Genomic DNA, 12,614 nt, shown 5'->3' with positions numbered 1-12,614 from the left:
GCGCACTTTTGCGCCGGACCGCGCCGATGGCAAGCCATGCTTGCCGAGCGGCCTGCCGCATGCCAGCTTTCTCATATGACTAGAACGCCCATGCCAGACCTAGACCTCGTGGCCACCTGCGACTGCGGGGCCGTGACCCTGCATGTCGAGGGCCAGCCCATTTCCATGTTTCAATGCGCCTGCCTCAATTGCCAGAAGGCGTCGGGCAGCGGGCATTCCTCGATCGTCCTTCTCCCTGTGGACAGCATCCGCACAACTGGAGCAACCAAAAGCTTCGTTCGTCCAGCCGATTCCGGCGCAAAGTTCACGCGGCACTTCTGCCCGGAATGTGGTACGACCGTGGTGGCGGAGTCATCGCGCGCACCCGCCTTTCGCATTGTCCCGGCCGGGATGCTGGCGGGACAGAATAGCTGGTTCACGCCCAACCAGCTCATCTTCGCCCGCAGCCACATGGAGTGGGATCTGATCGCGGATCACCTGCCCCGTCACGACGCCTATCGCCCGGAGAAACAGGCATGAGCATGGCAACCGACGAACTGGCCGACCGCGTGCGGGGGCTCCTGCCCGTGCGCGGCAATGTCCGCGAACAGAAGATGTTCGGGGCACAGGCCTTCATGCTGGATGGCAACATGCTGGTCGCTCCCCTGAAGGATGGCTCGTTGCTGGTGCGCGTCGGCAAGGATGGCATGGAGGATGCCCTGGCCCAGCCCGGCGCTGGCATCATGGACATGGCCGGCAAATCCATGGGCGGCTTCGTTGTGGTGAGCGGCGACGCCATCGAGGACGACTATGCTCTGGGACAGTGGATCGACCGCGCGCTCGCCTTCGTGCGGACCCTGCCGGCGAAGTAATTTCGGTAACGACACCCGCTGTGTCATTCCCGCGCAGGCGGGAACCCCTGTTGGCTTTGCCTGCCCGCAAACGGAGGTCCCCGCTTTCGCGGGGATGACGATCCGGGATGCATGCGGGAGTCCCGGCGCGCCCATGCCCCTATCCGGCAAGCCCCCTTGCCGAGCCTGCCTTTGCGGTTTTCGCTGGCGATGCTATACGGGCGGCCGAACTTGGCCCTGGGCCGGATGCGTATTTGCAAGGGAGCAATTGAATGAGCAAGATTAAGGTCGCCAACCCGGTCGTGGACCTCGACGGCGACGAGATGACCCGGATCATCTGGCAGGCGATCAAGGACAAGCTCATCCATCCCTACCTCGATCTCGACATCGAGTATTATGACCTTTCGGTCGAAAACCGCGACGCCACCAATGACCAGGTGACCGTGGACGCCGCCAATGCGATCAAGAAGCATGGCGTGGGCATCAAGTGCGCCACCATCACTCCCGACGAGCAGCGCGTCGAGGAATTCAAGCTCAAGAAAATGTGGAAGTCGCCCAACGGCACCATCCGTAATATCCTGGGCGGCGTGATCTTCCGCGAGCCGATCATCTGCAAGAACGTGCCGCGTCTGGTTCCCGGCTGGACCCAGCCGATCATCGTCGGCCGCCACGCCTTCGGCGACCAGTATCGCGCCACCGACTTCACCTTCCCCGGCAAGGGCACGCTGACCATCAAGTTTGCCGGCGAAGACGGCACCGTGATCGAGCACGAAGTGTTCCAGGCGCCGGGGTCGGGCGTGGCCATGGCCATGTACAACCTCGACGAATCGATCCGCGATTTCGCCTATTCGAGCTTCAACTACGGCCTCGCCCGTGGCGTGCCGGTGTATCTCTCGACCAAGAACACCATCCTCAAGGCCTATGACGGCCGCTTCAAGGACATCTTCCAGGAAATCTACGACGCGGAATTCAAGGCCAAGTTCGAAGCCAAGAAGATCTGGTACGAACACCGTCTGATCGACGACATGGTTGCCTCGGCGCTCAAGTGGTCCGGCGGCTATGTCTGGGCGTGCAAGAACTATGACGGTGACGTGCAGTCCGACATCGTAGCCCAGGGTTTTGGCTCGCTCGGCCTCATGACCTCGGTCCTGGCCACGCCCGATGGCAAGATCGTCGAAGCCGAAGCTGCCCATGGCACCGTGACCCGTCACTACCGCCAGCACCAGCAGGGCAAGGAAACCTCGACCAACTCGACCGCGTCGATCTTTGCCTGGACCCGTGGTCTGGCCCATCGCGCCAAGCTCGACAGTAATGCCGAACTCGCCAAGTTTGCGGAAACGCTCGAGAAGGTCACCATCGACACGATCGAAGAAGGCAAGATGACCAAGGACCTGGCGCTGCTGGTCGGTCCGGATCAGCCGTGGCTGACCACTCTCGGCTTCCTCGACGCGGTCGACCAGAACCTGCAGAAGGCCATGGCTGCCTGAGCCACGCGACTTTGAGCTTTCGAAAGCCGGGGCCCTGCCCCGGCTTTTTTGTGCGCCATGGGTGTCACGAATGATCCAGACAAGGGCCGGCGGCAGAAAAATCCCGATCACGGCGGGTTGAACGAGGTGGCAGCGCCCCCATCTGGCAGTGATCGCCAGAGGGAGAAGACGATGGCTGCCAACAAATCGCTATTCGCCGCCGGCCTGATCAGCATGGCCCTGACCGCCACCGCCGAGGCCCAGCAGCGAGACTTCGACTTCGCCGGCTTTGACGCCATCGACATCGCCACCGGCATCGACGCCAATGTGGTCCAGGCCGACCAGTTCTCGGTGCGGGCGCATTCGGCCAGCAGCGACGCGCTCGACAACCTCCGCCTCAGCGTTGAAGGCGGTGTGCTGACGGCGCGCTTCGAAACCAGTTTCCTCGACTTCATCCTCAGCGGCGGCCTCGTCGGCATGCTGTTCAACAGCGGCAATGCCGTGACGCTGGACATCAGCCTGCCGACCCTGACCAGCGCCACCGCCTCGTCGGGAGCCAATGTCGATATTGGCGCGCTTAATGGGCAGTCCCTGTCCCTTGAGGCCTCGTCCGGCTCCAGCGTTCGGCTGGATGCCGCCGCGCTTGAAAACCTGACCGTCAGCGCATCGAGCGGTTCCGATGTCGAAATCTCCGGATCGGCAGCGCATGTGCGTTTCGACGCTTCGAGCGGGTCCAACATCGATGCGGAGGACCTCGAAGCCCAGCGCGGCGAATTGCAGGCGTCGAGCGGCAGTGACATCAATGCCAGGCTGCGCACGGCCGTCCGCGCCAATGCCTCGAGCGGCGCGGATATCGACATTGCCGGCAATCCAGCCGAACGTGACGTCGATGCCTCCTCGGGCGGTGACATTTCCTTCGACGACTGAATGCAAAAGGGGCGCCACAGCGCCCCTTTCCATTTCCGCGCCAGACTACTTCGTCTTGGTCTTCTTCGGCTTGTGCTCCACCGTCAGCTCGAAGCGTTCGCCTGCCTCGATGGTGACCGGAGTCTCGCTCTCCGTCTCGCCCTTGCTGTTATAGACGATGTAGTCGCCGGCCTTGAGCGTGGTCTGGAAAGCCGGGCCATAGCCATAGTCGTAGGCGACGACGTTTCCGGCAATGTCCTTGGTCGCGCCGCGAATCTCGACATAGTCGTCGTTCGGCGTGGCCACTGCCAGAACGCCGGCCTCGAGCAGCACAGGCACATCGGTGCGCTCGCCCGTGGCCACGCTGAAGGGAATTTCGCCCTCGGTGCCGTCGAGGCTATAGGCCATGACATAGTCGCCGGGGGGCAATTCAAAGTCTTGCTCGCCATTGTAGCCATAGGCGACCGAGGTCCGAGACCCGTCGAGCGCCACCTTGGCGTCGAAGATTTCCATGAAGATATCGTCCTCGACCTTCACACCCGGTGCATACTCCGTGGTGAAGAAGGCCAGACCGGTGCCGAGCACCACGTCTTCCTCGATGGTTTCGCCGGCCTTCGGCGCATAAGACTTGGTCAGGCTGGCCTCGCCGATGGTGAAGGTGAAATCGAGCTGGCCGGCGGGCAGGATCAGTTCCTTGTCGCCATACTGGGTCGTGAGATATTCGCCATCGTGGATGATTTCGATGGAGGCATCGTTATTGATCTCCGCGCCCTCGCTCGACCGCGGATGCAGCTTGAAGATGGCGGCATTCATCACGAAATGCGGCCTGGCAACTTCGCCCTCGACGATGGTGATCGGCTGATCCACACTGGCATAGCCGATGGAGGCGGTGAGAATATAGCTGCCCGGCTCTAGATTGCCCTTGAAGCGGGCATAGTAGTCGGTGCCCACCCACTCGCCCTTGCTGCCATCGGCGTTGACCTTGAACCACTGCCAGTCGATGGTCTGGTAGCCGCTGTCGTCGATATCCGGGCCGCCTTCGGCCAGCGATGCGGTCGGAAGCAGGTTGTATTCGGGGACCGGTGTCGGCTCCGGCACTGGCTCAGGCTCGGGCTCCGGCGCGACCTCGACCACCTCCGTGACCTGGGCCACCGTCGTGGTCAGCGCCGAGACCAGATCGTCCCCATTCTGCGCCGACAGGTACTGGCCGCCGGTATTCTCCGCGAGACACGCCACCTGGCGCCCCTCGTCGTCGGAAAGGCCAAAACCCAGAACGTGGGTGGTGAAATCGATGCCCTGGGCTTCGAGATCGCTGCCCAGCGCACAGGGATCCACCTCGCAGGTCTCCAGTCCGTCGGTGATCAGAATCACGGTCGCCTTGTTCTCGGTGAAGCGCAGATCCTCGGCGGCGAGCCGCACCGCGTCGCTCAGCGGCGTCATGCCCTTGGGGTTGATGCTGTCAGCCGCAGCGGCGATCGCCGCACCGGTATTGGCGGCGGGCTCGACCAGCATTTCGATGTCGTCGCAATTGCCCTTCTCGCGGTGACCATAGGTCATGAAGCCGAGTTCGAGATCATCGGGCAGTTCGGCCAGGACCGATGACAAGGTCTCGCGGGCAATGGTGATGCGCGCCTCACCCTCGATTTGCGCCCACATAGAACCAGACCCATCGAGCACGATGATGGCGCGCTCGGCGGCCACGGCAGGAAAAATCAGGCCCAGCGCCACGGCGGCGCCCAGTATGGCCTTGCTCAGCAGTCTCATGAAAATGCCCTCCGGAAAACAACGTCGCCACGACCCGGCGACCATGCATAGAAAAGGCCTTGTTCAGCCTGAATCCGGGCTGAACGAGCGGTTCAGGTGCGCACCTTGTGGGCCTGCCGCAATTCCACCAGTTTGGCCGGGAATGGATCGGGCCGACAAGGGGGGATTCGGAAATGAAGAAGCGCTATTGGGCGGGTCTGGTCGCAGTCGGACTGGTCGCGGTTGTCTATTTCTACAATGCCGGCTGGCGCGTCGGTCCGCAGGCCGATGCCAGCGTGCAACTGATCGCCCATCGTGGCGTCCATCAGACCTACCATCGAGAAAATCTCGACAACGACACTTGTACAGCCGAGCGCATCTACGCGCCGACCCACGGCCTCCAGGAAAACACCATCGCCTCGATGCAAGCCGCGTTTGCTTCGGGCGCCGACATCGTCGAGCTCGATGTGCATCCCACCACGGACGGCCAGTTTGCAGTCATGCATGACTGGACCGTCGACTGCCGCACCGAGGGAACTGGGGAAACGCGGAGCCATTCCATGGCCGAGCTGCGGGCCCTCGATATCGGCTATGGCTACACGGCCGATGGCGGCGCCACCCACCCATTCCGCGGCCACTATGTGGGTCAGATGCCGGAGTTGACCGAAGTGCTTTCGGCCATGCCCGAGCAGCGCTTCCTCGTCAATTTCAAGAGCCGGGAGCAGCGCGAGGGCGACATGCTGGCGGCGCTGGTGACGGAGCATCCGGAATGGCGCAGCGCCATCTGGGGCGCCTATGGCGGCGATGAACCGACCTACCGGGCCGCTGGCCTGATCGAGGACCTCAATGTCTGGTCGCGGCGGGGACTCGTCGATTGCCTGACCCAATATGTGGGCCTGGGCTGGACCGGCTTTGTGCCGGAAGCCTGCCGCAATACCAAGGTCATGGTGCCCATCAACATCGCGCCCTTTCTCTGGGGCTGGCCCAACCTGATCCAGCAGCGCATGGCCGATGCGGGGAGCGAAATCATCCTGCTCGGACCCTTCGGCGCCGGCGATCCGGGCACGGCAGGCATCGACGACGTGGAAACGCTGGCTCAGGTGCCGCGCGATTTCCATGGCTATGTCTGGACCAACCGCATCGAGGTCATCGGGCCGGCGTGGAAGAGCATTCCGGCCATCGAATTGCCGCCCGTGCCCTGATGACGGACCGGGGATGAGCGGCTATGGTCGCTCATCCTTCCTGCCGAATCCCATTTTCATTACTGGATTGCACGATGCCCGTCGGCGTCATCCTGGCCTTTGCGGCATACGCCGTCTTTTCCATTTCCGATGCCCTCATCAAGGCCACCGGACCGGCCATGTCGGTCTTCGAGATCGCCTTCTTCACCACCAGTTTCTCCATTATTCCGCTGATGCTGACCAAGCGCGGCGAACGCTTCCGCGACATGTACCGGCTACACCACCCCTGGCTGGTGCACCTGCGCTGCACCACCGCGATTCTCGGCACGGCCTGCGTGATGTATGCCTTTACCCATATCGCCTTTGCCGATGTCTATGCGGTGGGCTTCACCACCCCGATCATCGTCACCATCCTGTCGGTGCTGTTCCTCAAGGAAACCGTGACGCCGCAGCGCTGGCTGCTGCTGGTCCTCTGTTTCCTCGGTGTGGTGCTGGTGATCCGCCCCGGTATGCGCGAGATCGAGCCCGGGCATATCGTCATCATGATCGGCGCCACCCTGGGCGCCATCACCACCATCGTGCTGCGCCACGTCGCGCCGCGCGAACGGCGGGTAAGCCTTGTGGGCTTGCAGGTGCTCTATTCGGGCATCGTCAACGGACTGCTGATGATCCCCTACTTCGTCGTGCCGACGCCCATGCAACTGGCGACGTTTGCCGCAATTGGCCTGCTCGGCGGCCTAGGCGGCCTCATGCTGATCGCGGCGACCAAGCGCACGCCGGCCAATCTCGTGGCGCCTGTGCAGTACAGCCAGTTGATCTGGGCAATCCTCTTTGGTGCCGTGCTGTTTGGCGAATACCCGGACTGGATCTCGATAGTGGGCATGCTGATCGTGGTCACGGCGGGCCTGCTCAATGTGCTGAGCGAACGGCGGCCGATCCGCTGGAAACCGCGCCTATTCTTCTTCCGCGCCGGGCAGTAGCGTCGCGCAATCGCCGCGTCATTCCCGCTAAAGCGGGAACCCCTGTTTGCACTGCAGGATCGGAAACGGAGGTCCGCGCTTTGGGATGACCACGTGGTTGAAAATCAAAGAAAAAGGCCACCCGGCATTGCCGAGTGGCCTTGTTGTTGGATGGCGTCGCTATCCGTCAGAGCAGCGCCTTGATGGCGGCGATGGCCTCGCCAGCCTTCGCGCCATCCGGGCCGCCGCCCTGGGCCATGTCAGGACGACCGCCGCCGCCCTGCCCGCCCAAAGCCGCAGTGGCCGACTTGATCAGCGTCCCCGCGGCAAACTTGCCGGTGAGATCATCGGTAACGCCAATGGCGACCGTGCCCTTGCCATCCTCGCCCTTGAGCACGATGACCACGACACCCGAGCCGATGCGCTTCTTTTCTGCATCGACCACCGACTTGATGTCCTTGGCGGCGACGCCTTCGACCACGCGACCGACAAAGGTCGTGCCGTTGACGGTTTCACCGGCCGAACCGGCTTCGCCGCCACCGCCCAAAGCCAGCTTCTGGCGGGCATCGCTCAGGGCCTTCTCGGCGCTCTTGAGCTGGTTCTGCAGCGCCTCGATGCGGTCGAGCACATCATGCGTGCCGGAGCGGAGGAGGCCGGCTGCCGAAGCGACGATGGCCGTGTTGGCATTGCCGCGATGGCGCGCGGCAGTGCCGGTCAGCGCCTCGATGCGGCGCACGCCGGCGGCCGATGCCGTTTCGGTGACGATGGATACAAGACCGATATCACCGGTGCGGCGCACATGGGTGCCGCCGCAGAGTTCAACCGACCAGCCAAGACCGTTGCCGGTCGGCTCGCCCATGGAGACCACACGCACCTCATCGCCATACTTTTCACCAAAGAGGGCGCGCGCACCAGATTCCTTGGCTTCCTCGACACCCATCAAGCGGGTTTCGACAGGGGTGTTCTGGAGAATGATGGCATTGGCGATGTCTTCCACCTCGGCCATTTCCTGCGGGGTCATGGGCTTGGTGTGAACAAAGTCGAAGCGCAGGCGATCGGCCGAGACCATGGAGCCCTTTTGCGCCACGTGGTCGCCAAGCACCAGGCGCAACGCCTCGTGCAGCAGGTGCGTGGCCGAATGGTTGGACCGGATTGCCGAGCGGCGCGCATGATCGACGACAAGCTCGACGGCCTGGCCGACCTTCAGCGTACCCTCGGTGACTTTCACCTTGTGGGCAAAGACACCGTGATGCTTGCCGGTATCGAGCACCTCGGCGGCAAAACCCTCGCCCTTGATCGTGCCGATATCGCCGACCTGGCCGCCGCTCTCGCCATAGAATGGCGTCTGATTGACGACAACGATGCCTTCCTGTCCAGCCTCGATGCTGGCGACTTCCTTGCCATCAACGAGGAGAGCCTTGATCTCGCCTTCGGCAGTCTCGGTCTCGTAGCCCAAAAATTCGGTCGGCCCGAGCTTGTCGGCAAGGCTGTACCAGACGGTGTCGGTGGCAGCCTCGCCCGAACCGGCCCAGTTCTTGCGGGCCTCGGCCTTCTGCTGGGCCATGGCGGCATCGAACCCGGCCTGGTCGACAGAGATGTTGCGCGAGCGCAGCGCATCCTGCGTCAGATCGAGCGGGAAGCCGTAGGTGTCGTAGAGCTTGAAAGCGGTAGCGCCAGCCAGCGTATCGCCCTCGCCAAGATTGGCTGTCTCGGCTTCGAGGATCTGCAGGCCACGGCCGAGCGTCTTGAGGAAGCGCCCCTCTTCGAGGCGCACCGTTTCGGCGATCATGGCTTCGCCGCGGCTGAGTTCGGGATAGGCCTGGCCCATTTCGCGGACCAAGGTCGCCACCAGCTTGTAGATGGTCGGCTCGGTGGCGCCGAGCAGGGTCGCATGGCGCATGGCGCGACGCATGATGCGGCGCAGCACATAGCCGCGGCCTTCGTTGGACGGCAGAACGCCTTCGGCGATGAGGAAGCTCATCGAGCGCAGGTGGTCGGCAATGACGCGCAGGCTCCGGTTGCCGGGGCCGGCAATGTCGGAATTGGTGGCATTCGCCGCAGCGGAGATCAGCGCCTTGAACAGGTCGATGTCGTAATTGTCGTGCACGCCCTGCATGACCGCGGCAATGCGTTCGAGGCCCATGCCGGTATCGATCGAAGGTCGCGGCAGGCCAGTGCGCGAACCGTCGGCATGCTGCTCGAACTGCATGAAGACGAGGTTCCAGATCTCGATCCAGCGATCGCCATCTTCGTCCGGCGAACCTGGAGGGCCGCCCCAAATCTTGTCGCCATGGTCGTAGAAGATTTCCGAGCAAGGGCCACAGGGACCCGTATCGCCCATCTGCCAGAAGTTGGACTTGGCGCCGAGCCGAACGATGCGGTCCTCGGGAAGACCGGCGATCTTCTTCCACAGCTCCATGGCCTCGTCATCGTCCTGGTAGACGGTGACCATGAGCTTTTCCCTGGGAAGGCCCCAATCCTTGGTGAGCAGGTTCCAGGCCAGCTCGATGGCGCGATCCTTGAAGTAATCGCCGAAAGAGAAATTGCCCAGCATTTCGAAGAAGGTGTGGTGGCGCGCCGTGAACCCGACATTGTCGAGGTCATTGTGCTTGCCGCCGGCGCGCACGCATTTCTGCGCCGTGGTGGCCGTCGAATAGGGGCGCTTCTCCACGCCGGTAAAGACGTTCTTGAACTGCACCATGCCTGCATTGGTGAACATCAGCGTCGGATCGTTGCGCGGCACCAGGGGGCTCGACGCCACGGCCTCGTGGCCGTTGCGGGCAAAGTAGCCGGTAAAGCTCGAGCGGAGATCATTTACGCTGGTCATGCAGAGGCTTTCTTGGGCGAGGACGCGGACGCGCCCATCAGGAAAATCGGGGCTTTTTAGCTTGGCTGCGGGAGGTGTGTCCAGCGGGACAGGCTGGTTTTCGTCTTCCGTCCCGGAGTCATTCCCGCGAAAGCGGGAACCCCTGTTTTCTCGACACCGCATAAACAAACAGAGGTTCCCGCTTTCGCGGGAATGACCCAGTGTCAGTCAAGGAACACACAAACAAAAACCCCCGCCGAAGCGGGGGTCAGTGCATGGGATTTTGGCGACCCTTGGAGGATTACTCGTCGCTGCCGGCGCCGTCGTCTTCCCCCCCGGCAACCAGGAGGACTTCGCCCAGAAGACCGGAGCTTTCGCGCACGCCCTGCTCGATGGTGGCCGCAACCTCCGGATTGTCCTTGAGGAACTGGCGCGAATTCTCGCGGCCCTGACCGAGGCGCTGGCTATCCCACGAGAACCAGGCACCGGACTTCTCGACAATGCCGGACTTGACGCCCAGGTCGAGCAGTTCGCCGGTCTTGGAAATGCCTTCGCCATACATGATGTCGAATTCAACCTGACGGAACGGCGGAGCGAGCTTGTTCTTGACCACCTTCACGCGAGTCTGATTGCCCACGATCTCTTCTCGATCCTTGAGCGCGCCGATGCGGCGGATGTCGAGACGCACCGACGCGTAGAACTTGAGCGCGTTGCCGCCCGTCGTCGTCTCGGGGGAGCCATACATGACGCCGATCTTCATGCGGATCTGGTTGATGAAGATAACGAGGCACTTCGACTTGGAAATCGACGAGGTCAGCTTGCGCATGGCCTGGCTCATCAGGCGCGCCTGCTGGCCGGGGAGGCTGTCGCCCATTTCGCCTTCGAGCTCGGCGCGCGGGGTGAGCGCGGCCACCGAGTCGACGACGAGGACGTCGATGGCGCCGGAGCGCACCAGGGTGTCGGTGATTTCGAGAGCCTGTTCGCCCGCGTCCGGCTGGGAAATCAGCAGGTCATCGACATTGACGCCAAGCTTGCGGGCATAGACCGGGTCCAGCGCATGTTCGGCGTCGACAAAGGCACAGATGCCGCCCTTGCGCTGCGCTTCGGCGATGACATGCAGCGCCAGCGTGGTCTTGCCCGAGGATTCCGGCCCAAAAATTTCGACGATACGGCCCTTGGGCAGGCCGCCAATGCCGAGCGCGATATCGAGACCCAGCGAACCCGTGGAGATAGCCTCCACCTCGATGGCGGAGTTCTCGCCCAGGCGCATGATCGAGCCCTTGCCGAAATTCCGCTCGATCTGGCTCAGCGCGGCCGCAAGAGCCTTGTCCTTGTCCATCGATCCACCCTCAACAACGCGAAGCGGCGAAGCTGCCATGATGCTGTCTCCTTATTTCACGCTCTCGAGGACGGTGCAACGACGAGAGGCGGCCAATGCCTGATGTGTTTGTTCCGTGCTTTATTTGTTCTCATTTTGTTTCATTCCCGTCAAGGGACAAAATGAGAACGAAGCCATCAGGGTGGGAGGCAGTGCTCGCTTCTGCAATAGGGCGATTCTTGCCGGCGCGTCAGCCCGAACTAAAAAGTATGATTTTTGACTGGACAGCCGCCCCGCCTGCACGTTTTATGCGGCAAAATCATCTCCGAGGACTGCCCCATGCACCTGATCCAGTTCACCGACGACAAGGGAAGCCGCGCCGTGGGCGTGACGCGCGATGGCGCGACGCAGCGCGTCAACGGCGTCGAAACCGTCTATGAACTGGTGCAGGTAGCACTGAGGGGCGGCGATGGCCTGGTGGCAGCCGTAGCTGCGCAGGGCCTCGGTGAAACGTTGGACAAGCAGGCAATCGCCCGCGACGGCCGTCTGCTCGCACCCATCGATCATCCCGATCCGAGCCATCTGCATGTCACCGGGACCGGCCTCACCCATCTCGGCTCGGCGGCGACGCGCGACTCCATGCACAAGAAGAACGACAAGCCCGCCGAAGAGCTGACGGACAGCATGAAGATGTTCCGCATGGGGCTCGAAAACGGCAAGCCGGCAGCGGGCCAGAAGGGCGTGCAGCCGGAATGGTTCTACAAGGGCAATGGCCATATCGTTGCCAATCCGGGCAAGGCCATCCCCTCGCCCTCCTTCGCGCTCGACGCCGGCGAAGAACCGGAGATCGCGGGCATCTACGTGATCGACCAGAACGGCCAGCCCCGCCGCCTCGGCTTTGCCCTGGGCAACGAGTTTTCCGATCATGTCACTGAGCGGATCAACTATCTCTATCTCGCCCATTCCAAGCTGCGCGCCTGCTCGTTCGGCCCGGAACTGCGCGTGGGCGACCTGCCCCGCCACATCGAGGGCAAGTCGCGCATCATCCGCGATGGCCAGGTGCTGTGGGAAAAGCCGTTCCTCTCGGGCGAGGACAATATGAGCCACACCATCGCCAACCTCGAATATCACCACTTCAAATACGATCTCTTCTGCCATCCGGGCGACGTGCATGTGCATATGTTCGGCACGGCGACGCTGAGCTTTGCCGACGGCATTTCGACCAGGCCCGGCGACACGTTCGAGATCGAGGAAGGCCAGTTCGGCCTGGCCTTGCGCAATCCGGTGCAGGTGGAGACGGAAAAGCCCGTGGTGATTTCGGGGCTCTACTAGTCCCCTCGACACGTATATTCATTGGAATGCGTCATCGCCGGGCTTGTCCCGGCGATCCATATTCAGCCGGCAT

10 protein-coding genes are annotated in these 12,614 nt (G+C 62.6%); 7 read left to right on the top strand and 3 right to left on the bottom strand.

The features are described 5' to 3' along the window. The first annotated feature begins 36 nt into the window (after window positions 1-36). The 4 genes from JEQ47_RS04400 (at window position 37) to JEQ47_RS04385 (ending at window position 3,223) form a co-directional block, all read left to right on the top strand. Window positions 37-519 (top strand): GFA family protein, encoded by a 483-nt coding sequence (locus tag JEQ47_RS04400; RefSeq protein WP_442873532.1) that lies wholly within the window; start codon window positions 37-39, stop codon window positions 517-519. Beyond that, window positions 516-851: a TfoX/Sxy family protein gene (locus tag JEQ47_RS04395; protein WP_198875163.1), complete on the top strand. Its 336-nt coding sequence runs from the start codon at window positions 516-518 to the stop codon at window positions 849-851. The genes JEQ47_RS04400 and JEQ47_RS04395 overlap by 4 nt, the downstream gene beginning before the upstream one ends. A 251-nt stretch (window positions 852-1,102) precedes the next feature. Then, a complete protein-coding gene (locus JEQ47_RS04390) occupies window positions 1,103-2,317 on the top strand; it encodes an NADP-dependent isocitrate dehydrogenase (protein WP_198875162.1) in 1,215 nt (404 codons plus the stop codon). 171 nt (window positions 2,318-2,488) lie between these two features. Next, on the top strand, window positions 2,489-3,223 hold the full coding sequence (locus JEQ47_RS04385; protein ID WP_198875161.1) for a head GIN domain-containing protein: 735 nt from the start codon (window positions 2,489-2,491) through the stop codon (window positions 3,221-3,223). Window positions 3,224-3,268: 45 nt separating this feature from the next. Here the strand turns inward: JEQ47_RS04385 and JEQ47_RS04380 are convergent, their stop codons facing one another. Further along, window positions 3,269-4,966, bottom strand: a complete 1,698-nt coding sequence (locus JEQ47_RS04380; protein WP_198875160.1) for a vWA domain-containing protein — start codon at window positions 4,964-4,966, stop codon at window positions 3,269-3,271. A gap of 173 nt (window positions 4,967-5,139) precedes the next feature. Between JEQ47_RS04380 and JEQ47_RS04375 the strand changes: the two genes are divergently transcribed. Then, window positions 5,140-6,147, top strand: coding sequence for a glycerophosphodiester phosphodiesterase family protein (locus JEQ47_RS04375; RefSeq protein ID WP_198875159.1), 1,008 nt, complete (start codon window positions 5,140-5,142; stop codon window positions 6,145-6,147). Window positions 6,148-6,221: 74 nt separating this feature from the next. After that, on the top strand, window positions 6,222-7,106 hold the full coding sequence (locus JEQ47_RS04370) for a DMT family transporter (protein ID WP_198875158.1): 885 nt from the start codon (window positions 6,222-6,224) through the stop codon (window positions 7,104-7,106). A 166-nt stretch (window positions 7,107-7,272) separates the two neighbouring features. Here JEQ47_RS04370 and alaS read toward each other — a convergent pair whose 3' ends face one another. Next, the gene (alaS, locus tag JEQ47_RS04365; protein WP_198875157.1) at window positions 7,273-9,912 is read right to left on the bottom strand and encodes an alanine--tRNA ligase; all 2,640 of its coding nucleotides are present in this window, start codon (window positions 9,910-9,912) and stop codon (window positions 7,273-7,275) included. Between the two features lie 280 nt (window positions 9,913-10,192). Next, window positions 10,193-11,269 (bottom strand): recombinase RecA, encoded by a 1,077-nt coding sequence (gene recA / locus JEQ47_RS04360; RefSeq protein WP_198875156.1) that lies wholly within the window; start codon window positions 11,267-11,269, stop codon window positions 10,193-10,195. Window positions 11,270-11,548: 279 nt separating this feature from the next. Between recA and araD1 the strand changes: the two genes are divergently transcribed. Next, the gene (araD1, locus tag JEQ47_RS04355; RefSeq protein ID WP_198875155.1) at window positions 11,549-12,541 is read left to right on the top strand and encodes an AraD1 family protein; all 993 of its coding nucleotides are present in this window, start codon (window positions 11,549-11,551) and stop codon (window positions 12,539-12,541) included. The last annotated feature ends 73 nt before the right edge of the window (window positions 12,542-12,614 follow it).

It is taken from the genome of Devosia sediminis (genome assembly GCF_016411825.1).
Taxonomy (GTDB): Bacteria; Pseudomonadota; Alphaproteobacteria; order Rhizobiales; family Devosiaceae; genus Devosia; species Devosia sediminis.
This window is presented reverse-complemented; position numbering and strand designations above follow the sequence as displayed.